The organism is Sphingomonas sp. Leaf357 (genome assembly GCF_001423845.1).
Lineage (GTDB): Bacteria > Pseudomonadota > Alphaproteobacteria > Sphingomonadales > Sphingomonadaceae > Sphingomonas.
This window is the reverse complement of the sequence record NZ_LMPM01000002.1, coordinates 15529-37676: the sequence shown is the minus strand read 5'-3', so window position 1 is coordinate 37676 and position 22148 is coordinate 15529. Positions and strand designations below refer to the sequence as shown.

Sequence of the window (22148 nt, the reverse complement as noted above, 5' to 3'; positions counted from 1 at the left end):
CCGGGTTGACGGGCCGTTAAACACTGGCGTGGCAGGGAGCGGTCACGATGCGCATCCTCCACGTTCTCGATCATGGTCTGCCGCTGCAGAGCGGCTACACCTTCCGCACCCGGGCGATCCTGAAGAGCCAGATGCGACGGGGGTGGCAGGTCGCCGCCGTCACCGGGCCGCGGCACGGGAGCCACGATGCGGGGATGGAGACGGTCGACGGGATCGATTTCCATCGCACGCCCGCCCTGAGCCCCTGGCCGAGCCCGTTCGGCGAGCTGCGTGAGATTTCCGCGTTCGCCCGGCGGATCGAGGCGGCGATCGAGACCTTCCGGCCAGATATCCTGCACGCGCATTCGCCGGTGCTCGATGCGCTCGCTGCGCTGAAGGTGGCGAAGACGCACGGCCTGCCGTTGCTTTACGAAATCCGCGCCTTTTGGGAGGATGCGGCGGTCGGCAACGGGACGGGCACGGAAGGGTCACTGAAATACAAGGCGATCCGCGCGCTGGAGACCTGGGCGGTGAACAAGGCGGACGGTGTCGCGGTGATCTGCGACGGATTGCGCCAGGATCTCGTCAAGCGGGGCGTGCCGGCGGAGAAGATCCTGGTGTCGCCCAACGGCGTCGATCTGGAGATGTTCGGCGCGCCGCTCGAATATGATGCGCCGCTCGCATTGTCGCTCGGGCTGACGGGCAAGGACGTAATCGGCTTCATCGGCAGCTTCTACGATTATGAGGGGCTGGACGATCTGATCGCCGCGATGCCGATGCTGGTCGCGACTCGGCCCAACGCGCATCTCGTGCTGGTCGGCGGCGGACCGATGGAAGCGGCGTTGCGCGCACAGGCCACCGCCTCGCCGGTCGCCGATCATATCCGCTTCGTCGGGCGCGTGTCGCATCACGAGGTCGATCGCTATTACAGCCTGATCGACGTGCTGGCCTATCCGCGCAAGCAGATGCGCCTCACCGATCTGGTCACGCCGCTGAAACCGCTGGAGGCGATGGCGCAGCGGCGGCTGGTCGCGGCATCGGATGTCGGCGGGCATCGCGAACTGATTCGCGACGGGGAGACGGGCACGTTGTTCGCCCCGAACGATCCGGCGGCAATGGCGCGGGCGCTCGGCGAACTGCTCGGCGACCGTCACCTGTGGGAGGCGCGGCGGACACGCGGGCGGGCGTTCGTCGAGGACGAGCGCAACTGGTCCGTTAACGTTGCCCGTTATGCGCCCGTTTACCAAAAACTTACCGAAGCTGGTGCATCTAACGGGACATGGTCGAGATATCCCGTCGCAAGCGCCTGAACCTTCCCGTCGCGCCGTTGGCGGCGGGCACCGTGGCGACGATCACGGCGCTGGTCTTCGCGCTGCTGCCCGGCGGCATCCTCGACAATCTCGTACTCGACAGCGGCATCGCGGCGGTGATCCCGGCCGCCGAACCGCCGCTCGGCCTCACCGCGCGCGCGCTGCTCGTGCTGATCGGTGGCGGTGGCGTGGGGCTGATCGCGTGGTTCGCGCTGTATCTGCTGATCGGCACGCGATCGATCGCGATCCTCGGATCCGATGCGTCGAAGAGTGCCGAAATTCCCGTCCTGCGCCGGGCCGACGCGCATCCCGACGCCCCGGCGCGTCGGCCGCTGTTCGCCAACAGCGATCTCGGCACGCCGTTCCTCGAGGTCCGCGCGCCGGTGCATATCACCGCCGAAGAGCTTGCAGAGGCGGTGCCCGCGCTCGCCCCCGCGCCGCCGGTCGTCGCACCGGCCGTGCGCATGCCGCCGGTCGAGGCGCCGCTCCCGGTCGATCTCGATCAGCCGCTGGCCGCGTTCGACCCGCAGGCGATTCCCGACGAGCCGATCGCGTGGTTCGTGCCGCCCCGGCCGACACCGCCGGCCGCGCCGTCGGTCCAGCCCGAGCGCCCGCAGACCTTCACGTCCAGCGAGCGGTTCGAGACGTTCGAACTGAAGCCCGCGCCCGCCAAACCCGCGCGATCCGACTTCGATGCCTCGGCCAGCATTCATTCGCTGCTCGACCGGCTGGAGAAGAGCGTCGCGCGGCGCGAGCCTGAAATCGTCGTCCCGATCGTACCGCCGCGTCACGATTCGTTGCAGGAAGCGCTGACGACCTTGCGCCGGCTGGCGACCCGCTAAAGATCCGCGTTGGATCAAGGCCGGCTCAATCCTCTTCCTCCGTTCGTGCTGAGCCTGTCGAAGCACATGCCCCGAACATGCCCTTCGACAGGCTCAGGGCGAACGGAAGTGGCGTCGCTAGACGTCCAGCGCCTCCACCGTCAGCGCCTCCATCTCGATCTCCACGCTGGTCGCCGTCCGCGTGACCGCGACGACATCGATGTCGGCGAGCAGGTGACCGCGCAGGTCGAACTCCGCGTCCGGCAGATCCGCGAGCCATTCGTCCAGCGCCGGGGAGGGCAAAGCGGTCCACGTCATCGCATGCCGCGCACCGACGAAGGTGGCGCTCGCCCAGCGGACGCAGTCCGACGCGACGAACGTCAGCGGGCAGCGCTTGGTGACCGAGTCGCGGTAGAGCGTGCGGACCAGTGCCGCGCCGATTTCCGGGCCGCGGCTCATGGCTGCACCCGACGGGCGAGGAACGCCTCGATCCGCGCCGTCACCCGCGCGCCCGGCTCGCGCCCGTTGCGCAGATCGCGCACCAGCCGAGGGTCGTTCAGCGCCAGGCGCCCGAACTTCGTTTCCGGCATATCGCTCGTCCGCAGGTAGCGTTCGATCTTTCTCAGCACAGACATTTTCGATCTCCATCATCCCTGAGTCTCGATTCTGTTCCTGAAATGTTCTCCACTTTCCAACTTGTCTAGGAAATTTCCTAGGGCTATTGCTCGATAATGGAGCAAGCCGATCCGCGCCGGGTTCTGGAGGATCTCGTCACGGGGGGCGGCGAGAGCTTCACCGCGCTGTCGCGCATGCTCCGGCGCAACGATGCGTACCTTCAGCAATTCGTGCGGCGCGGTACGCCGCGCGTGCTGGCGGAGCAGGACCGGCGGGTGCTGTCGGCCTATTTCCGCGTGGACGAGTCGGTGTTGGGTGGGCCGGTCAGGGCCGCGCCGCCGCCGACGATCGCCGTGCGCATGCTCGACATCGCGGCGTCGGCCGGGCCGGGCCGACTGGTCGAGGCGGAGCGAGCGACCGCGACCCTAGCGTTCGATCGCGTGATGCTGGAGGGGCTCGGGATCCGCTCGACGAAACTCGCGATGATCGATGCGGCCGGCGATTCGATGGCCCCGGGGATCGAACATGGCGACCGGATCATGGTCGACGAGGCGGATCGCCGGGTCGGCGCGCGCGGCGGGATCTACGTGATCCGGCTCGACGGTGCGTTGATGGTCAAGCGTGTGGCGCTGGCGGACGGGCGGATGACGATCGCCAGCGACAATCCGGACTATCCGGCGATCCCCACGCGGGACGCGGGCGAGGTAGAGGTGATCGGCAAGGTGGTGTGGCTCTCGCGGGCGTTGCGTTAGCCTCACTCCCCTCCCTTCCAGGGGGGGAGCAGGAACGATCAGCCCCGCCGCCGATCGATTAGCCAGATCGCCACGGCCAGCGCGATCCCGGCGCCGGAGCCGATCAGGAAGCCGGGCGTCGCCTGTCCGTACAGGAACCCGATGCCCGCGCCGAGCATCGCGCCGACCGCGATCAGGAAGCCGCCGGCCTGGTGGTTCGGGGGGGTGTTTGGGGTCAGGTTCGCCATCCATGCCTCCTGCCATGTCCCGCGCCGGCACGCCAGCGTCCCGCGGCGGGACCGGCGGAACGGCATCGCGAAAATCGTTTACCACCGTCTGCCGCGCTGCGCGGTCTCCGCGCGCTTCTGGCACGGGCAATGCAACCCTAGTGCGTTGGATATGCCGGGGAATCTGATGTCTTATTTGCCGTACCTCGCCGACCGTGCCGAAGTGTTCGACGCGGCGGACCTGATGTCGACCTTCGGCGACGATGCCGGGTTCGAGGCGGCCGCTCGTGCGGACCGCAGCCGCGATGTCGGCAACCACGTGCATTTCTGTCGCTGGCGCCAGATCGAGCGGCTGATCGTGCTGCTGTCGGTCAATCGTGCCGTGGGTACGATCCACTAAGCGGGCACCGCCCAGAATTCGCCCGCGGGGGCCTGTCGCTGGCGCGCGAGTGCCGCTAGAGCGGGTAAATGTCTCTTCCGGTCGGACGGCATGGCGCGATGTGTGGTGCCGCCGTGGTTCTCCTCGCCGTCACGGCCCCCGCGGCCCGTGCGCAGGTCGCCGCGCCGGCCGGTGTTCCGGCACCGGGTACGCCGGATGTGACCCAGCTCGATCCCAATGCGCCGATGGCCCCACTGCCCGATCTCGGCGTGGATTGGCCCGATCTCGCCAAGGCGCCGCCCGAGCCGGCCGATCCCGCCGCGACGCTCGAACTGGTCGGTGACGCACGCTATTCCTATGCGGTGAACGGGATCGATGCGGTGGCCAGCCCGCTGCTGCGCCAGCGGTTCGACGAGCTCTCGACGCTGAAGCAGCATGCGAACGCTCCCGCCAACGCCGCCCAGCTTGATCGCCGCGCGAGCGAGGATGTCGATCTGCTCACCGGCCTGCTGCGCGGCGAGGGCTATTACGATGCGCGCGTGACGAGCCGGATCGAGCCGCATGGCGGCAAGCCTCTGGTCACGCTGGAGGCCGAGCCGGGCACGCTGTACCGCTTCGCCGGGGTCACGCTGAACGGGCTGACCGAGGCCGGGGCCAAAAGCGACGACCTGCGCAGCGCGTTTGGGGTCAAGCCCGACGATCCGGTCAATGCCGACACGATCGTCGCCGGGCAGACCAACCTGACGCGCAAGATCGGCGCGGACGGTTTTCCCTTCGCTCAGGTCGGGGATCCCGAGATCGTGGTCGATCGCGCCACGCGCACCGCGACGCTCGACATGACCGTGAAGCCCGGCGGCGAGAAGCGTTTCGGGAAGATCACCAGCCCGCCCAACAAGGTGTTCGATGCCGATCACATGGCCGACATCGCACGCTTCGCGCCGGGCGACCCATACAGCGATGTCCAGATCGCCGATCTGCGCCGCGCGCTGATCCAGACCGGGCTCGTCTCGACCGTCGATATCAAGCCGGTACAGGCGACGGATCCGGGCGTCGTCGATATCGCCATCGCGGTCGAACCGGCCCCGCCGCACACCATCGCCGGCGAACTCGGCTACGGCACCGGCGAAGGCGCGCGTGCCGAGGTCAGCTGGACGCACCGCAACCTGTTCCCGCCCGAAGGCGCGCTGACCTTGCGGGGCGTGCTCGGCACCAAGGAACAGCTCGGCAGCGTCGTCTTCCGGCGCAACAATTTCCACGCGCGCGATCGCGTGCTGACGTTCCAGGCGGTCGCCTCCAACCTGCTGCGCGATGCCTATCAGGCGACGAGTTTTTCGCTGTCCGGCACGCTGGAGCGGCAGACCAACATCTTCTTCCAGAAGACCTGGACCTGGTCGCTGGGGGCCGAGCTGGTCGCGACCGACGAACGCGACGTGATCCTCGATACCGGCCAGCCGCGTCGGCGGACCTTCTTCATCGGCGCGTTGCCAACCAGCCTGACCTATGACGGGTCGGACGACCTGCTCAACCCGACGCGCGGTTTCCGGCTCGGCGGGCGGGTGTCGCCGGAAGTGTCGTTGCAGGGCAAGGTGTTCGGCTATGCCCGCGTGCAGGTCGACGCCAGCACCTATAAATCGGTCACCCCGGCGCTGATCGTCGCCGGGCGCGTGCGGCTCGGCACGATCGTCGGCGCGCCGCGCGACGCGGTGGCGCCGTCGCGGCGTTTCTATGCCGGCGGTGGCGCGTCGGTGCGCGGCTACGGCTATCAGGATATCGGGCCGCGCGACCCGAACAATGATCCGGTCGGCGGACGCAGCCTGACCGAATTCTCGCTCGAGGCGCGGGTGAAGGCGTTCGGCAATTTCGGCGTCGTACCGTTCCTCGACGGCGGCAACATCTACACCTCGCCCTTGCCCAAGTTCAGCGAGTTCCGCTTCGGCGCGGGGCTGGGCGTGCGCTATTATTCGAACTTCGGGCCGATCCGGGTCGATGTCGGCACCCCGCTCAACCCGCAGCCGGGCGATGCGCGCGTCGCGGTCTACGTGTCGCTGGGTCAGGCGTTTTGAACGAGGCCGCGCCTGAAACGGCCGTGCGCCCGCCTCGCTGGTGGCGCTGGCCGGTCTATATCCTGCTCGGGCTCGTGGGGCTGATCGCTCTGGTGCTGTTCGTGCTGGATACCAGCGTCGGGCATCGCTGGGTCGCCAACCAGATCGCCGGCCAGCGCCCGTCCAACGGGCTGCGCTACAGCGTCGGGCGGATCGACGGATCGCTCTATTCGAACGCCGTGCTGATCGACGTGCGGGTGCGCGATCCGAAGGGCGTGTTCTTCTTCGCACCACGCGCGGACCTTGGCTGGACGCCGTTCGCATGGATCTCGAACCGGCTCGACATCAGCCGCCTGATCATCCCGCGCGCGATCCTCGCGCGGCTGCCCCAGACGATCCCGACCGGCAAGACCGGCCCGATCCTGCCCGATTTCGACATCCGCATCGGCGCGCTCAGGATCGATCGGCTGACGATCGGGGCGGCAATCGCCGGCACGCCGCGCATCGCGCAGATCCGCGGGCGCGCGGATACCCATGCCGGGCGCGCATTGGTCGATCTCTCGGCGGCGGTGCAGGGCAAGGACACGCTGAAGATGACGCTCGATGCCGAGCCGGATCGCGATCGGTTCGACCTGTCGGTCCAGGCGCGCGGCACGGCGGACGGCGTGATGGCCAACCTGTCCGGCCTGGGCCGCCCGATCGCGCTCGACGTGTCGGGCGAGGGCAATTGGAGCGCGTGGCACGGCGCGGCGACCGCCGATATCGGCGATATCCGCGCGGTCGATCTGAAGCTCGGCGCGAAACGCGGTGCCTATACGCTGGGCGGCACGCTGGTTCCGGCGCCGTTCCTGCACGGCAAGGGCATGCGGCTGACCTCGCCGCGCGTGCTGGTGACGGGCGGCGCGATGCTCGCCAACCGGCGGCTGGAGGGCAGGGTGTCGCTGCGCTCGGCGGCGCTCAGCGTGGATACGACGGGTACGATCGATCTTGCCGCGAACGCCTATCGCAACGTGCGCATCGCCGCGCGCCTGCTGCGTCCATCGGCCCTGTTCCCCAACATGACCGGGCGGGACATCGCGTTGCGCGCGATCCTCGACGGGGCGTTCGCCACCGCCGGGTTCGATTACCGGCTGACCGCCGATCGCTTCGCCTTCGACGATACCGGGTTCGAGGGCGCGCATGCCGCGGGCAAGGGGCGGTTCTCGAAGGCACCGGTCAGCGTGCCGATCGTGCTCGTGGCGCAGCGCGTCACCGGGGTGGGCGATGTCGCCGGGGGCATCCTGCGCAACCTGAAGGTCGCGGGCGTGCTGAAGATCACGCCGGCGGAGGTGACCGGCTCCGATCTGAAACTCACGTCGGACAAGTTGACCGGGCGCTTCAACCTCATCCTCGATCTCAAGACCGGGCGCTACGAGATCGGTCTCAACGGCGGGCTCGGGCGCTATCTCATCCCCGGTCTCGGCGTCGTCGATGTCATGACGAAGTTGCAGGTCGTGCCGGGCGTGGACGGGCATGGCACGCGCGTGATCGGGACCGGCACGGCGCAGATGATCCGGCTCGACAACGCCTTCTTCCGCTCGCTCGCCGGTGGCCTGCCACGCATGGTGACCGGTCTGGAGCGCACCACGGACGGCGTGCTGCACTTCAAGAATCTCGTGCTCACCGCGCCGCAGATACAGTTGCGCGGCAACGGCTTCCGAAGGCGGGACGGCACATTCCATTTCGAGGGCAGCGGGCGACAGGCGACCTATGGTCCGCTGACGCTGAAGCTCGACGGCAAGATCGACAAGCCGACGCTCGATCTGGTGTTCGACCGTCCGAACGATACGCTGGGATTGAGCAACGTCACCGCCCATCTCGATCCCAATGCCGCCGGCTTCGCCTTTACCGCGCAGGGCCAGTCGCGGCTCGGGCCGTTCAGCGGCGATGGCGAGATCCTGTTGCCGCCCGGCGGCGACGCGACGATCGCGATCGCTCGGCTCGACGTGTCGGGCACGCGGGCCAGCGGTGCGCTGAACGTCGTGACCGGTGGGTTCGACGGGCGGCTGGCGGTGGCGGGCGGCGGTCTATCGGGCGAGTTGCTGTTCCGCCCGGTCGGCGACGTGCAGCGGATCGAGGCGCATATCGACGCCGCGTCGGCCAAACTGGCGGATCAGGTGACGCTCCGGCGCGGACGGATCGACATGGTCGCGTTGCTCGATCCGGCGGGCACCACGGTCGAGGCGACGATCACCGGCAACGGCCTGCGGCGCGGTGGGCTGACGGTCGGACGCTTCGCTGCCAATGCCAGGCTGCGCGGCGGCGTGGGGCAGGTGACCGCGTCGATCGCGGGCAATCGCGGCCGCGCGTTCGATATCCAGTCGGTCACTCAGGTCACGCCGGACGGCTACAGCGTCGCCGCGCAGGGCACGCTCGACCGGCGGCCGCTCAAGCTGCTCACGCCCGCGATCATCACGCGCGACGGAGACGGCTGGCGGATCGCCCCGACGCAGTTGAGCTTCGCCGGCGGCACGGCCGAGATCGGCGGGCGCTTCACCGGCACGTCCAGCGCGATCGACGCCAGCCTGACGCGCATGCCGCTGGCGATCCTCGACATCGGCTATCCGGGCCTCGGCCTCGGCGGCAGCGCGTCGGGCAAGCTGTCCTATGCGCAAGGGCAGGGGCAGGCACCGACCGGGCGGATCGACATGACGGTGCACGGGCTCACGCGCTCCGGCCTGGTCCTGTCCTCGCAGCCGATCGATGTCGGCGTCGCGGCGGTGCTGCAGCCAAACAAGGCGGTGGCGCGCGCGGTGATGGCGAGCGGCGGCAGGACGGTCGGGCGCGCGCAGGCGCAATTGATGCCGCTCGGGTCGGGCGATCTCGCCAGCCGCCTCGCCAATGCCGATCTGTTCGCGCAGCTGCGCTATACCGGCCCGGCGGATACGTTGTGGCGGCTGGCCAATATCGAGCTGTTCGACCTGACCGGCCCGGTCGCGATCGCCGCCGATCTCGGCGGCAAGGTCAACGATCCGCGCATCCGCGGCGTCGTGCAGGCGCGCGGCGCGAAGATCGAGAGCGGCACGACCGGCACGGTGCTGACCAACGTGCAGGCGAACGGCCAGTTCGCGGGGTCGCGGCTCAGTATCCCGAACTTCACCGCCGATGCTGGCAAGGGCGGCAAGGTGACGGGCAGCGGCACGTTCGACCTGTCCGCCGCCAACGGCTTCGGCATCGACCTGAACGTGCAGGCCGATCACGCCGCGCTGATCAACCGCGACGATATCGGCGCGACCGTCACCGGCCCGCTCAGCTTCAAGTCGGACGGATCGGGCGGGGTGATCTCGGGCGACGTGAAGCTCAACGACAGCCGCTACCGGCTGGGCCGCGCGACGGTGGCGAGCGCGGTGCCGAAGCTGAACCTGCGCGAGATCAACGTGCCCGGCGATCTGGATGCCGGCGACGATATCGTGCGCAAGCCGTGGCGGCTGGACGTGCGCGCGCGCGCGACCAAGGCGCTTCGGGTCAGCGGCCTCGGGCTGGCGAGCGAATGGTCGGCGGACCTCAAGATCGGCGGCGTGCCGGACAATCCCGCGATCACCGGGCGCGCCGATCTGGTGCGCGGCAATTACGAATTTTCCGGGCGCGAGTTCGATCTGGAGCGCGGCATCATCCTGTTCGACGGATCGGTGCCGGCCAATCCCTCGCTCGATATCGCCGCCAATGCCGGGACGACAGGGCTGAACGCGACGATCCGGGTGACCGGCAACGCGCTGAAGCCCGAGATCAACTTCTCCAGCGTGCCGGCGCTGCCGGAAGACGAACTGCTCTCGCGGCTGTTGTTCGGCACCTCGATCACCAACCTGTCCGCGCCCGAGGCATTGCAATTGGCGGCGGCGGTGGCGGCTTTGCAGAGCGGTAGCGGCGGGCTGAACCCGATCAACGCGGTGCGCCGCGCGGCGGGGCTCGACCGATTGCGCATCCTGCCGGCCGATCCGCAGACCGGGCAGGGCACATCGGTGGCGGCGGGCAAATACGTCACGCGCCGGCTGTTCGCGGAGATCATCACCGACGGGCAGGGCTATTCCGCGACCCAGGTGGAATATCAGGTGACCCGCTGGCTGTCGCTGCTGTCGAGCATTTCCACGCTGGGGCGGCAGAGCGCCAACGTGCGGGTGTCGAAAGATTATTGAGGGCCGCCTTCGGGCTCCGTCATCCCGGACTTGATCCGGGATCCAACTAGCAGCTCGGGAAGTGCTCGGTAACGAATGTCAGCGCATGCCGACCGTTGGATCCCGGCCTTCGCCGGGATGACGGCCGGATTTGTGGGAAATCAGCGTCCTCGCCACCATTTCCACAGCTTCGCCGCGCCGAACACGGCCAGCGCCGCCACCACGACGCCGATCGCCACATGCTCGACCGATTTGATCTTGCCGAAAATCTCCTCGATCCCGTCCGCGAAGACGAACCCGATGGCCGTGAACAGCACCGCCCACAAGGCCGCCGCCGCCAGGTTCAGCACCGCGAACGTGCGCGTGCGAATCGCGGTGGTGCCGATCGCCATCGGGCTGACGGTGCGCAGGCCGTAGAGGAAGCGGAAGCCGAACACGAAGGCGGTCGGGTGCCGCTCGAACAGGCTGAGCGCCTTGGCGAAGGCGGGCTTCGCCTCGATCTTCTTGACGCGCGGATGGTCGCGGAAGCGGCGGCCGGCGGCGAAGAACAATTGGTCTGCGACGAACGACCCGGCGGCGGCGGCGATCGCCACGCTCACGACCGGCATCAGCCCGTCATGCGCCAGCAACCCGCCGGTGACGACCATCGTCTCCCCCTCGATCCCGGCACCGAGGAATACGGCGACCAGGCCGTAGCGGGTAATGAGAAGTTCGATCGACATGGATTGCGCTGGTGGCGATTTTCCGGGGCCAACGCCAGCCCTGACGGCGACACTTTCGCCTGAAGACCAGCCTTCTGGAGCGTGATGACTTTGGTTTGAGTCGCCTCCCCTCCGCTGTCATTCCCGCTAAGGCGGAAAGCCATACTGGTTGACCGAGCGAGGCTCACAAAGTGCAATGATTATGGACTCCCGCCTTCGCGGGAATGATGGAGGATGTGGTTCAACCTTATATCATCAGGCTCCAGGGCCCGGGCGGGGACGAGTGCGGTTGCGCGAAACCGTCGCCGGCTTTATTCCGGAGCCATCGGATCGACGCCGACGTCCGCGTCTTGTCACGCAAGTGTCGGGCGAGCGTTCAGGAGGCCGTATGACGGATGAATCATCCCCATCTTCCCGGATCGACGCGAAACTCGAAGCGCTCGCGGATTGGCGGGGCGAGGCGTTGGCGCGGGTGCGAAAGCTGATCCACGCGGCGGATCCCGAGGTGATCGAAACGGTGAAATGGGCCAAGCCCACGAATCCGTCGGGCGTGCCGACCTGGGAGCATGCCGGGATCATCTGCACCGGCGAGGTGTACAAGGCCTATGTCAAACTGACCTTCGCGCGCGGGGCGGCGCTCGACGATCCAGCCGGGTTGTTCAACGCCGGTTTCGGCGGTGGCACGCGGCGGGCGATCGACCTCCGCGAGGGAGACGACTTGGATGCCGCCGCTTTCAAGACGCTGGTGGCCGAAGCGGTCGCGCTGAACGTCGGCAAAGCGTCCGGCACAAGCGGCTGAACTCGATCCGCTGACGCGGCCACATTTCGACCGCCCAAAAAAAATGGCGCTGGATCGATCCCGTGCATTTTGCCATCTTCGCCGAATGATCTTCATGATTCACATCGCGGTTGCGATCGGCGGACGAATTAATCTCCCGGCCTGATGCGTCAGGTCGGGCACGTCCGCATGTGAAAATCATGACGCCGAGAGCGTCAACGAAGGTCTGCAATCATGTCTTCAAAAACGCCCGTACTGCACCTGTTGTGCGGCAAGATCGCTGCTGGAAAATCGACACTGTCCGAAGTCTTGGCAAAGGCGCCCAACACCATCGTCGTAAAGGAGGATTCTTGGCTGGCCCGCCTCTATCCCGGCGAACAGAATGATCTCGCCGACTATCTCCGCAATTCGACCCGGCTGCGCGCCGCCATCACCCCGCATCTGATCGAACTGCTGCGCAACGGAATATCGGTCGTGCTCGACTTTCCCGCCGACACGCTGGTCAGTCGAGCGTGGATGCGCACACTCTTCGAGGACGCGGGTTGCGCCCACCAGCTTCACTATCTCGACGTGACGGACGAGGTCTGCAAGGCGCGTCTTCATCGAAGGAACGAGGCTGGCGGCCACGAATTCAACGCCAGCGATGAGGACTTCGTTCTTTTCACCCGGCACTTCGTGGCTCCGTCGCCGGACGAGGGGTTCGAGATCGTGCTACATCGTCCGCGGTGATCAAACGTCAGCCGTCGCGCGCATCGGCCAATCGCTGCCGGATCGCTTCGGCCAGCCGATCCGGCAGTGCGGGTTCGAGGTGCGGATACAGATCGGGCTCGATCGCCTCGATCTCCATCAGCGCCAGCGTGCCGTCGGCCAGCCGGATGAGATCGACCCGCGCATAGAGCGGCGTGACCGGCAAGGCGGCGATGACCTGTTCGGCAAGCGCGATGTCGGCGTCCGGATCGAAGCGGGTGAAGACCCCGCCGAATTGCGGCTGGATGCGGAATTCGCCGCTCAGCGCCACCTTGCGCACCGCGTGACTGAAAGTGCCGCCGACGAACAGGAAGGACAGTTCGCCCTCGCCACCGATCGCGTCGAGAAACGGCTGGAGAATCGCATCGTCCATCGGCACGATCGGCGTGCCGCGCTTCACGCGCACGGTGCGGTCGCTGCCGGCGGAGACCTGCGGCTTGATCACCAATTCCTCGCCGCCGAAGCGCGCGAAGGCGGCAGCGACGCTGTCCGCGTCGGCGCGGCCGAAAAGGCTCGGCACGATCGCAACCCCGGCCCGTTCCAGTTCGGCGAGATAGGTCTTGCGCGTGTTCCAGGCGAGCAGGGCCGGCGCGTTGAACAACGGCCGGTCCACCGGCCAATCCGCCAGCATCGTCCGCCACCGCGCGACATCGAAATGATAGCCCCAGGCGAACAGGGCCAGCGTGGCATCCGCGTTGCCCGGCCCGGCGGTCCAAGGCCGGGCGTTCAGCGCGATCCCGTGCGAGGCGAAGGCGGCGCGATAGGCATCCAGCCCACGCGCCGCCCCCTCGGCATAGCCATCGCCTTCCGCCGGCATCAGCACGTCGACGGTGATCGTCATGCCGGGATCAGGCCGGCTCGCCGACGATCGCCTTCAATTCCATGAAGTCGGCCAAGCCATATTTGCCGCCCTCGCGGCCATTGCCCGATTGCTTGTATCCGCCGAACGGCGTGCCGCCGCCGCCCGACCAGGCATTGATCGTCACCATGCCGGCGCGCAGCAGCGGCGCGACCTTGGCCGCCTCCGCCGGATCGCCGGAGATCGTGGCGGACAGGCCGTAATCGGTATCGTTGGCCATCTCGATCGCCTGTTCGGAATCGTCGTAGCTGGAGATCGTCGCGACGGGGCCGAACACTTCCTCGCGGTAGATGCGCATCTCGGGCGTCACGTCGGCGAACAGGGTGGGCTTCACGAAATATCCGGCATTGCGCCCGTCGGGTCGGCCGGTGCCGCCGGTGACCAGGGTCGCGCCCTCGTCGATCGCGGACTGGATCAGGCCCTGGATCTTGTCGAACTGCGCCTTGTTGACGACCGGGCCGATATGCGCGCCCATCACGCTGGCGGCATCGACCGTGACCGCTTCCATGATCGATTTGACGACATTGGTGGCGTCGGCGACCTGGCTCTTGTGGACGAGCAGGCGGGTCGGGGCGATGCAGCTCTGGCCCGAATTGGCGAGCACGCCCTGCACCGTCGGCGGCAGGACGGTGGCGAGATCGGCGCCTTCCAGCACGAGGTTGGGCGCCTTCCCGCCGAGTTCCTGATGCACGCGCTTGACGGTCGCGGCGGCGGCGGTCGCCACCGCGATGCCGGCGCGGGTCGATCCGGTGAAGCTGACCATGTCCACGTCCTTGTGCGTGGACAGCGCCGCGCCGACGCCGGGTCCGTCGCCGTTGACGAGATTGAACACGCCCGCCGGAACGCCGGCCTTGTCGAGGATCTCGGCCAGGATCACCGCGCACCCCGGCGCTTCCTCCGACGGCTTCAGGATCATCGTGTCGCCGGCGGCGAGCGCGGGGGCGACCTTGGCGCAGATCTGGTTGAGCGGCCAGTTCCACGGCGTGATCATCGCCACGACGCCCAACGGTTCGTGCACCGCGCGATTCTTGCCGACCTGTTCGCTGAATTCGAACGTCTGCAACGCCTTAAGCGTGCCCATGAAATAGCCCAGGCCGGCGGGGGCCTGCGCGGCATTGGCGAAACCGATCGGCGCGCCCATCTCCTCCGACGTCGCCGCCGCCAGATCGGGCATGCGCGCCTTGTATTCCTCGATGATGCGCTCGAGCAGAGCGACGCGATCGGCGACGGAAGTGCGCGAGAAGCTCTTGAACGCGGCCTTCGCGGCGGCGACCGCCTTGTCGACATCGGCCTGGCTGCCCAGCGTGATCGCGCTGACCGGCTGTTCGGTGGAGGGATCGATCACCTCGTGCCGCGTGCCGCCCTCGCTCTCGACCCAGGCGCCGTCGATATAGTGCTTGAGGTAGCTCTTCATGCTCGTCTCCATGTTTTTGAAGATGCGGTACGGCCGCGCGCGTCCGCCGCCTAGATGGCGCGCGGCACGATCGGTTGCAACCTGAAACGCGGGCCCTACGTTCAGCCGACAGCTTGAGGAGATCGACCGATGGACCGTGCAGCCCGTATCACGCAGACCGGTGGCCCCGAGGTGATCGAATGGGTCGATGTCGACCTGCCCGATCCGGCGGAAGGCGAGGTTCGCGTGCGCCACACCGCCGTCGGGCTGAACTATATCGACGTCTATTATCGCAAGGGCCTGTATCCCGCGCCGCTGCCGAGCGGCCTGGGGTCGGAGGCGGTCGGCGTGGTCGAGGCCGTGGGGGCCGGCGTGGACGGCTTCGCGGTGGGCGACCGGGTCGGCACGTTCGGCCCCGCGCTCGGCGCCTATGCCACCGCGCGCAACGTGGAAGCGGCGCAACTGATCACGCTGCCCGACAGCGTCGACGATCGCACGGCGGCGGCATTGCTGCTGAAGGGCGGGACGACCGAATTCCTGATCGAACGCTGCGCGAAGGTTCAGGCCGGGCAGACGGTGCTGGTCCACGCGGCGGCCGGCGGCGTCGGGCATCTTTTGGTCGGCTGGCTGAAGGCGATCGGCGCGACGGTGATCGGCACGGTCGGCAGCGAAGAGAAGGCGGCGCAGGCCAAGGCCGCCGGGGCGGATCACGTGCTGCTGCACAAGCAGGTCGATATCGCCAAGGAAGTGCGCGCGCTGACCGACGGTCAGGGCGTGGACGTGGTGCTGGACGGCGTCGGCAAGGCGATGTGGCAGGTGTCGTTGGCCAGCGCCAAGCGACGCGGGCTGATCGTCAGCTATGGCAATGCCAGCGGGCCGGTCGACGGCGTCAATCTCGGCGTGCTGGCGCGCAACGGCTCCCTGTTCGTCACGCGGCCGACGATGTTCGATTATTATGTGACGCCCGAGGAGCGGCAGGCCGGGTTCGCGCGCGTCTTCGACATGCTCGCCAAGGGCGCGATCACCGCCGAGATCGGCCAGACCTTCGCGCTGGAAGACGCCGCCGACGCGCACCGCGCTCTCGAGGCGGGCGAGACTAAGGGGGCAACGGTGCTGCTGCCGTAAGCCCCGGCAGCGTCACACCCTCGTCGCCCATCCAGGGCGAACCGACATTCAGGTTCGCGCCTTCGCGTACACTGTCGCCTTCGATCGCTGAATGCCGATCCGGCCCAGCGCCGATCGCGCTCAATTGTCCTTGTTCGGGGCGAGCGAGGGGATGGCGATCTCGGGCCGTATCGTGGCGGCGGCAGGGGCTGGCGCAGGCGCGGCGGCCGGTGCACGCGGCGCGGCTGGCGTTGGCGCCGGCGCTGCCGGTACGGCGGGTGCCGCTGCCGGCTTGTTGACCTTTTCCGTATCGGTGTTGAGGTCGTTCTTCTGCTTGGCGGCCGATTGATCCAGCAGGCCCTTCATGCCGAGGAAGGAACAGATGTTCGCATAGCGCAGGATGATCGATTGGGCGGTGCCGTAATCGGCCGGCAACACCGCCTCCTTGGCCAGGGATCGGGCGCGGAAATTGTCCTGCGCGGCGAACACCAGGGACTGGATATTGCTCAGATCCGGCGAGACGACGAAGGAGTCGTCGTAATTGCGCCAGGCCGAATCCGCGAAGCCGACCGCGCCGGCCAGGCCCGTCACCACCTTCTCGCCGGCATTGGCCAGTCCGAGCACCGTGGTCATCACCGTGCCGACATCGTTGGTCAGCGTGCGGCCGAACCGGCGGCGGCGATATGCCTCGTCCGTCTTGACGAAGAACCGCGTGCAGTAGACGTCGGACAATGCGAAGCCGGCGCCGAGATAGCGTCGCATGTCCCCGTCGCCGTTGAGTTTGGCATTATCGCCATGGCCTGCGCTCGCCTCCAGCAACACGTTGTAGAGCGGAATGATGATCCGGTCCTGCGAACCGACCTTGTCCTTCGCGGCTGTCGGATCGGAGAATATCGCCGTCGGGTTCTTCGGCGTGCCGAGCGCATTGTTGAGCGTGTCGTGCGTGCAGCCCGCAAGCATGACGAGTAGCGCCGACGAATAGCGAAGAATCTGCACCGTCTCATCCCCCCGGATCGCAATGATAGACAGTGCTATGACGATATCGGGTGCGTAACAATATCAAGCAGCCGAATCGGATGAAAAAGGGCGCCCGGAGATCATCCGGACGCCCTTCTTTTTGGTCTGCGCCGTGGCGAAGCCACGTCGTCGGTCGTCGCTATGGCGACGCCGGGCGACAGCGACCGTGCGCTTGCGCGCACCGCGCGGTCGTGGCTGCGCTTAGTAGCTGTAGTACATGTCGTATTCGACCGGGCTCGGGGTCATCTCCCAGCGCGCCACGTCGACGAACTTCAGCTCGATATAGCTTTCGATCTGGTCCTTGGTGAACACGTCGCCCTTGAGCAGGAAGTCGTGATCGGCGGCCAGGCTCTCGAGCGCCTCGCGCAGCGAGGCGCAGACCGTCGGCACCTCGGCCAGTTCCGCCGGCGGCAGATCGTACAGGTTCTTGTCCATCGCCTCACCCGGATGGATCTTGTTCTGGATGCCGTCCAGACCCGCCATCAGCAGCGCCGCGTAGCAGAGGTACGGATTGGCCATCGCATCGGGGAAGCGCACTTCGACGCGCTTCGCCTTGGCACCCGTGCCGTACGGGATGCGGCACGAGGCCGAGCGGTTGCGCGCCGAATAGGCCAGCAGCACCGGCGCTTCGTAGCCCGGTACCAGCCGCTTGTAGCTGTTGGTCGACGGGTTGGTGAACGCGTTCAGCGCCTTGGCATGCTTGATGATCCCGCCGATGAAATACAGGCAGGTATCGGAGAGTCCGGCATAGCCGTTGCCGGCGAACAGGGGCGCGCCCTTTTCCCAGATCGACAGATGGGTATGCATGCCGCTGCCGTTATCTTCCTTGATCGGCTTCGGCATGAACGTGACGGTCTTGCCATATGCCTGCGCGACCTGATGGCAGACATATTTGTAGATCTGCATGCGGTCCGCGGTCAGCGTCAGCGTGCCGAAGGTGAGGCCGAGTTCGTGCTGCCCGGCGGCGACTTCGTGGTGATGCTTGTCGCACGGCAGGCCCATTTCGAGCATGGTCGAGACCATCTCGCCCCGGATGTCGACCGCGCTGTCGACCGGGCCGACCGGGAAATACCCGCCCTTGGCGCGCGGACGGTGGCCGAGATTGCCGCCTTCATACGACGTGCCGGTGTTTGTCGGCAGCTCGATATCGTCGATCTTGTAGTACGATGTGGCGTAGCTCGTCTCGAACTGCACGTTGTCGAACATGAAGAATTCGGCTTCCGGCCCGATATAGATCGTGTCGCCGATACCGGTGGTCTTGAGATAGGCCTCCGAACGCTTGGCGGTCGAGCGCGGGTCGCGGGCATAGAGTTCGCCGGTCGAGGGCTCGACGATGTCGCACACCAGGATCAGCATCGGCGTGGCCGAGAAGGGGTCGGTCCAGACGGCGTCCAGATCGGGCTTCAGGATCATGTCGGATTCGTTGATCGCCTTCCAGCCGTCGATCGAGGAGCCGTCGAACATGAAGCCGTCGTCCAGCTCGTCCTCGCCGACGACCCCGGCGACCATCGTCAGATGCTGCCACTTGCCCTTGGGATCGGTGAAACGCAGGTCGATCCATTCGATCTCCTGGTCCTTGACCATCTTCAGAACGTCTTTTGCGGTGTTCGCCATAAAGCCCCATGCCCTTTCGTTATCGAATAGATTGCCCGACAGAATCGGGAATGAAGTTGCCCCGGTCGCAGGGACGCTGTCACGAAATGTTGCGCTGCGTCAAATCGTCCGGTCGTCAATTCGTCAGATCGCGTCGTCGTTGCGTTCGCCGGTGCGGATGCGCAACGCGGTTTCTACCGGGATGACGAAGATCTTGCCGTCGCCGATCCGTCCGGTCTGCGCGGCGGCGGCGATCGCCTCGACCACGCGCTCGGCCAGCGCGTCCTCGACCACCACCTCGAGTTTCACCTTGGGCAGGAAATCGACGACATATTCGGCGCCGCGATAGAGTTCGGTATGGCCCTTCTGCCGGCCGAAGCCCTTGGCCTCGGTGACCGTGATGCCGCTGACGCCGACTTCGTGCAGCGCCTCCTTCACCTCGTCCAGCTTGAACGGCTTTATGATCGCTTCGATCTTTTTCACGAAATGGCCCCTCGGATGGGCGAAAGACGCATCGCCCGTGCGCGTCTCTTACAACAAGCGTGCCAGTCGCGCGAGAGGCGGGAATGCGCGGGGGCCAGGGATTTTGCGGGTTAAGGAATGCCTAATGCGGGGGCAGCGCGCCGGCGCTGCCTGCTTTTGTGGCATTGTTGCGATCGTTGTGGGATGACGCTACATCATGTGTACACAATGAGGTGGACGCCATGACTGTCCAGGCAAAGAGTGTCGGTGTGCGCGAAATGCGCGGCAAGTTCAGCGCCTATCTGGCCCGCGTCGCTGCCGGGGAAAGCTTCGATATCGTATTACGGGGCAAGAAGGTGGCGGAGTTGCGCGCGCCGGCAAGCGAAGAGGAGGATTGGGTGCCATCGGCCGACCCCGCTTCGCCGAACTTCCGTCGCCCGGGTGCCTTGAAGGGCAAGATGTGGATTTCGGACGATTTCAACGATCCCGATCCCGAAATCGAAGCGGCCATGGAAGCGGATATCTTTCCGCCAGAACATTGAGGCTGTTGCTCGATACTCACGTTCTGTTGTGGTGGCTGGAAGACAATCCGAAACTGGGACGCGGTGGGCGATCCTTGATCGACGACGCGCAGAACACGCTGATCTTCAGCGTCGCTTCAGCGTGGGAGATTGCCATCAAGGTTGGGCAGGGAAAGCTGACGGTCGATATCGAACTGGCGCTGAGAAAATTTGCTCAGGCGGGTGTTGGCCAATTGGATGTCGGTCCCAAGCATCTCGTCACGGTCTCGAACCTTAAACGCCTTCACGGCGATCCGTTCGATCGCATGATTGTCGCTCAGGCGATGTGTGAGGCCATCACCGTCATGACCGAAGACGCGATCATCAAGCGCTATCCGGTCCAGACGATCGGTTGCGGGTAAAAAGGCGGCGCGCGCCGCGGCAAGGCCGCGTCGTCGGTCGCGGCTGGTGGCCGCGCCCAGTGCGCCCGGCTTCGGCGCTGCTAGGGCGTGTTGACTTTGGTCTGAATCGCCTTCTCTCCATCGTCACTCCCGCGAAGGCGGGAATCGATACTGGCTGAACTTAGTGAGTCTCACGAAGTGCGGTGATCATGGACTCCCGCCTTCGCGGGAATGACGGAGGACGTGGTCCACCCTCATGTCATCGCGCTCTGAACCCTCCGCCGGCGATCAGTAAGGCGGCTTGTCGAACCCGCCCGGGCTGGTCGTGAAGATCTCGCACCCGTCCTCGGTGATGCCGATCGAATGTTCGAACTGCGCGGAGAGCGATCGGTCGCGCGTCACCGCCGTCCAGCCGTCGTCGAGCAGCTTCACGTCCGGGCGTCCAATATTGATCATCGGTTCGATCGTGAAGATCATGCCGGGCTTCAGTTCCGGCCCGGTGCCCGGGCGACCGACATGCACCACTTCCGGTGCGTCGTGGAACAATTGTCCCAGGCCATGCCCGCAGAAATCGCGCACCACGCCGTAGCGGTGCTTTTCGGCATGGCTCTGGATGACGTGCGCGACATCGCCCATCGTGTTGCCGGGCCTGGCCTGCTCGATGCCGAGCATTAGGCATTCGTAGGTCACGTCCACCAGCCGCTTGGCCTTGATCGGCACATCGCCGACCAGATACATTCGGCTGGAATCGCCGTGCCAGCCATCGACGATCGGCGTGACGTCGATATTGACGATGTCGCCGCTCTTCAGCGTCTTCACGCCGGGAATGCCGTGGCACACGACATGGTTGATCGAGATGCAGCTCGCATGCGTATAACCGCGATAGCCGAGCGTCGCCGGCACGCCGCCGCGCGCGACGATGAAGGTGCGGATCAGATCGTCCAGCTCGCCCGTCGTCACGCCGGGCACGACATGCGGCACGACCATGTCGAGCGTTTCGGCGGCGAGGCGGCCGGCCTTGTGCATCGCGTCGAACGCGTAGCGGCCATGGAGCTTGATCGCGCCGGTGCGGCCCATCGGGGCGTCGGCGGTGACGGTTACGTAATCGGTCATGACGGCCATATAGCGAAACCGCGCGGGCTTTGCGAGATGGTGCGCGAACGTCTATGCCCTCTTTCATGACCCAACGCATCTGGACGGCCGCGCTCGCGGTGATCGGCGACGAGATCCTCTCGGGCCGCACGCAGGACAAGAACGTCGCGCAGATCGCGCTGTGGCTCAACGTGCAGGGCATCCGCCTGGCCGAGGTGCGCGTGGTGCCCGACAAGACCGAGGCGATCGTCGAGGCGGTCAACGCACTGCGCGCGCGCAACGATTATCTGTTCACCACCGGCGGGATCGGACCGACGCATGACGACATTACGGTCGATGCGATCGCCGAGGCGCTGGGCGTGCCGGTCGTGCTCCATCCCAAGGCCGTCTCGGTGCTGGAGCGCTATTACGAAACGCGCGGTGGCCTGACCGAGACGCGCAAGCGCATGGCGCGCGTTCCGCAGGGGGCCGACCTGATCGAGAACCGCATGTCCGGCGCGCCGGGCATCCGTATCGGCAACATCTTCATCATGGCCGGCGTGCCGCACATCACCGCGGGCATGCTCGATGCGCTGACCGGCACGCTCGAGGGCGGGCTGCCGGTCTTGTCCGCGACGGTCGGGTGCTGGGTGGCGGAGAGCGAGATCGCCGACCTGCTGCGCACCGCCGAGAAGACTCATGAGGGCGTCGCGATCGGCAGCTATCCGTTCTTTCGCGATGGACAGACCGGCGCGAATTTCGTCGTCCGCGCCACCGATGCCGAACTTCTGGACGCGTGCATCGTTGATCTGACCGAAGCCCTGGTCGCCACCGGGCGCGCGGTGACGGCGGGCGGCATCTGATCTTGGGAGACGGGATGTGAGAAAGGCGATCACGGGACTCTTGCTGGGCTGCGCGATGCTCGCCGGCTGTGGCGATCCGCCCCCGCGCGGCGGTGGCACGACGAATGCGGCGGAGGCCGGCCCCGATCCGATGGAGGCGAAGATCGCCGCGCTGCTGCCCACGTTGCAGCGCACCACCTTCTTCCGCGCGATCAACGATGCCGATTACGACTGCCAGTCGATCGTCAACGTCGTGTCGCGCGGCAAGATCGACGGCAAGCCGTCCTGGGCGGTCGAGTGCAACCGCGGCGCGCAATACATCATAGAATTGCAGCGCGGCGGCGTGTTCCACGTCAGCGGCGTACCGAAGAACTATCGCTGAGCGCGGGACAGAGCGCTTGCACGAGCGCCGGACCCTCTGTATC

Annotated in this window: 23 protein-coding genes; 13 read left to right on the top strand and 10 right to left on the bottom strand. The window is 66.6% G+C overall.

Going from position 1 to position 22148, the window contains the following annotated elements:
• The first annotated feature begins 47 nt into the window (after nt 1-47).
• Nucleotides 48-1289 (top strand): TIGR04063 family PEP-CTERM/XrtA system glycosyltransferase, encoded by a 1242-nt coding sequence (locus tag ASG11_RS13175; RefSeq protein WP_055780957.1) that lies wholly within the window; start codon nt 48-50, stop codon nt 1287-1289.
• On the top strand, nt 1259-2131 hold the full coding sequence (locus ASG11_RS13170; RefSeq protein ID WP_055780956.1) for a hypothetical protein: 873 nt from the start codon (nt 1259-1261) through the stop codon (nt 2129-2131). The genes ASG11_RS13175 and ASG11_RS13170 overlap by 31 nt, the downstream gene beginning before the upstream one ends.
• A 117-nt stretch (nt 2132-2248) precedes the next feature.
• Here ASG11_RS13170 and ASG11_RS13165 read toward each other — a convergent pair whose 3' ends face one another.
• The gene (locus ASG11_RS13165) at nt 2249-2569 is read right to left on the bottom strand and encodes a hypothetical protein (RefSeq protein WP_236697519.1); all 321 of its coding nucleotides are present in this window, start codon (nt 2567-2569) and stop codon (nt 2249-2251) included.
• Nucleotides 2566-2745: a hypothetical protein gene (locus tag ASG11_RS13160; RefSeq protein WP_055780953.1), complete on the bottom strand. Its 180-nt coding sequence runs from the start codon at nt 2743-2745 to the stop codon at nt 2566-2568. Before ASG11_RS13160 ends, ASG11_RS13165 begins: the two co-directional genes overlap by 4 nt.
• A gap of 96 nt (nt 2746-2841) precedes the next feature.
• Here ASG11_RS13160 and ASG11_RS13155 point away from each other — a divergent pair, with 96 nt between their 5' ends.
• Nucleotides 2842-3477, top strand: coding sequence for a S24 family peptidase (locus tag ASG11_RS13155; RefSeq protein ID WP_055780950.1), 636 nt, complete (start codon nt 2842-2844; stop codon nt 3475-3477).
• A 38-nt stretch (nt 3478-3515) separates the two neighbouring features.
• Here ASG11_RS13155 and ASG11_RS13150 read toward each other — a convergent pair whose 3' ends face one another.
• The gene (locus ASG11_RS13150) at nt 3516-3704 is read right to left on the bottom strand and encodes a hypothetical protein (RefSeq protein WP_055782656.1); all 189 of its coding nucleotides are present in this window, start codon (nt 3702-3704) and stop codon (nt 3516-3518) included.
• Nucleotides 3705-3870: 166 nt separating this feature from the next.
• On the opposite strand from ASG11_RS13150, the gene ASG11_RS13145 reads away from it, so the two are divergent.
• The 3 genes from ASG11_RS13145 (at nt 3871) to ASG11_RS13135 (ending at nt 10276) form a co-directional block, all read left to right on the top strand.
• Complete coding sequence (locus ASG11_RS13145; RefSeq protein ID WP_055782652.1) at nt 3871-4083, top strand: hypothetical protein; 213 nt, start codon at nt 3871-3873, stop codon at nt 4081-4083.
• A 68-nt stretch (nt 4084-4151) separates the two neighbouring features.
• A complete protein-coding gene (locus ASG11_RS13140; RefSeq protein ID WP_055780946.1) occupies nt 4152-6125 on the top strand; it encodes an autotransporter assembly complex protein TamA in 1974 nt (657 codons plus the stop codon).
• Between the two features lie 23 nt (nt 6126-6148).
• Entirely contained in the window at nt 6149-10276 is a 4128-nt protein-coding gene (locus ASG11_RS13135) for a translocation/assembly module TamB domain-containing protein (protein WP_236697518.1), read from the top strand.
• 140 nt (nt 10277-10416) lie between these two features.
• On the opposite strand, the gene ASG11_RS13130 is transcribed toward ASG11_RS13135, so the two are convergent.
• Nucleotides 10417-10977 carry a DedA family protein gene (locus tag ASG11_RS13130; protein ID WP_055780942.1) on the bottom strand — a complete coding sequence of 187 codons (561 nt, stop codon included), beginning with the start codon at nt 10975-10977 and terminating at the stop codon, nt 10417-10419.
• A 268-nt stretch (nt 10978-11245) separates the two neighbouring features.
• Here ASG11_RS13130 and ASG11_RS13125 point away from each other — a divergent pair, with 268 nt between their 5' ends.
• The gene (locus ASG11_RS13125) at nt 11246-11755 is read left to right on the top strand and encodes a DUF1801 domain-containing protein (protein WP_330218906.1); all 510 of its coding nucleotides are present in this window, start codon (nt 11246-11248) and stop codon (nt 11753-11755) included.
• A gap of 213 nt (nt 11756-11968) precedes the next feature.
• Nucleotides 11969-12463 carry an AAA family ATPase gene (locus ASG11_RS13120; RefSeq protein ID WP_055780936.1) on the top strand — a complete coding sequence of 165 codons (495 nt, stop codon included), beginning with the start codon at nt 11969-11971 and terminating at the stop codon, nt 12461-12463.
• Nucleotides 12464-12470: 7 nt separating this feature from the next.
• On the opposite strand, the gene ASG11_RS13115 is transcribed toward ASG11_RS13120, so the two are convergent.
• Both ASG11_RS13115 and ASG11_RS13110 read right to left on the bottom strand, forming a co-directional pair.
• Entirely contained in the window at nt 12471-13322 is an 852-nt protein-coding gene (locus ASG11_RS13115) for an ATP-grasp domain-containing protein (protein WP_055780933.1), read from the bottom strand.
• A 7-nt stretch (nt 13323-13329) separates the two neighbouring features.
• Complete coding sequence (locus ASG11_RS13110) at nt 13330-14754, bottom strand: aldehyde dehydrogenase family protein (RefSeq protein WP_055782647.1); 1425 nt, start codon at nt 14752-14754, stop codon at nt 13330-13332.
• 129 nt (nt 14755-14883) lie between these two features.
• Between ASG11_RS13110 and ASG11_RS13105 the strand changes: the two genes are divergently transcribed.
• A complete protein-coding gene (locus ASG11_RS13105) occupies nt 14884-15858 on the top strand; it encodes a quinone oxidoreductase family protein (RefSeq protein ID WP_055780931.1) in 975 nt (324 codons plus the stop codon).
• 120 nt (nt 15859-15978) lie between these two features.
• Here ASG11_RS13105 and ASG11_RS13100 read toward each other — a convergent pair whose 3' ends face one another.
• The 3 genes from ASG11_RS13100 to ASG11_RS13090 form a co-directional block, all read right to left on the bottom strand.
• Nucleotides 15979-16833 carry a hypothetical protein gene (locus ASG11_RS13100; RefSeq protein WP_055780928.1) on the bottom strand — a complete coding sequence of 285 codons (855 nt, stop codon included), beginning with the start codon at nt 16831-16833 and terminating at the stop codon, nt 15979-15981.
• A 222-nt stretch (nt 16834-17055) separates the two neighbouring features.
• Complete coding sequence (gene glnA, locus ASG11_RS13095) at nt 17056-18468, bottom strand: type I glutamate--ammonia ligase (protein ID WP_055780926.1); 1413 nt, start codon at nt 18466-18468, stop codon at nt 17056-17058.
• 123 nt (nt 18469-18591) lie between these two features.
• Nucleotides 18592-18930 carry a P-II family nitrogen regulator gene (locus ASG11_RS13090; protein ID WP_055780924.1) on the bottom strand — a complete coding sequence of 113 codons (339 nt, stop codon included), beginning with the start codon at nt 18928-18930 and terminating at the stop codon, nt 18592-18594.
• 158 nt (nt 18931-19088) lie between these two features.
• On the opposite strand from ASG11_RS13090, the gene ASG11_RS13085 reads away from it, so the two are divergent.
• On the top strand, nt 19089-19451 hold the full coding sequence (locus tag ASG11_RS13085; RefSeq protein WP_156363811.1) for a type II toxin-antitoxin system Phd/YefM family antitoxin: 363 nt from the start codon (nt 19089-19091) through the stop codon (nt 19449-19451).
• A gap of 5 nt (nt 19452-19456) precedes the next feature.
• On the top strand, nt 19457-19831 hold the full coding sequence (locus tag ASG11_RS13080; RefSeq protein ID WP_201781346.1) for a type II toxin-antitoxin system VapC family toxin: 375 nt from the start codon (nt 19457-19459) through the stop codon (nt 19829-19831).
• Nucleotides 19832-20098: 267 nt separating this feature from the next.
• Here ASG11_RS13080 and map read toward each other — a convergent pair whose 3' ends face one another.
• Nucleotides 20099-20923: a type I methionyl aminopeptidase gene (gene map / locus ASG11_RS13075; protein WP_055782644.1), complete on the bottom strand. Its 825-nt coding sequence runs from the start codon at nt 20921-20923 to the stop codon at nt 20099-20101.
• A gap of 65 nt (nt 20924-20988) precedes the next feature.
• On the opposite strand from map, the gene ASG11_RS13070 reads away from it, so the two are divergent.
• Entirely contained in the window at nt 20989-21744 is a 756-nt protein-coding gene (locus tag ASG11_RS13070) for a competence/damage-inducible protein A (protein WP_055780916.1), read from the top strand.
• Between the two features lie 16 nt (nt 21745-21760).
• On the top strand, nt 21761-22105 hold the full coding sequence (locus ASG11_RS13065; protein ID WP_236697517.1) for a hypothetical protein: 345 nt from the start codon (nt 21761-21763) through the stop codon (nt 22103-22105).
• The last annotated feature ends 43 nt before the right edge of the window (nt 22106-22148 follow it).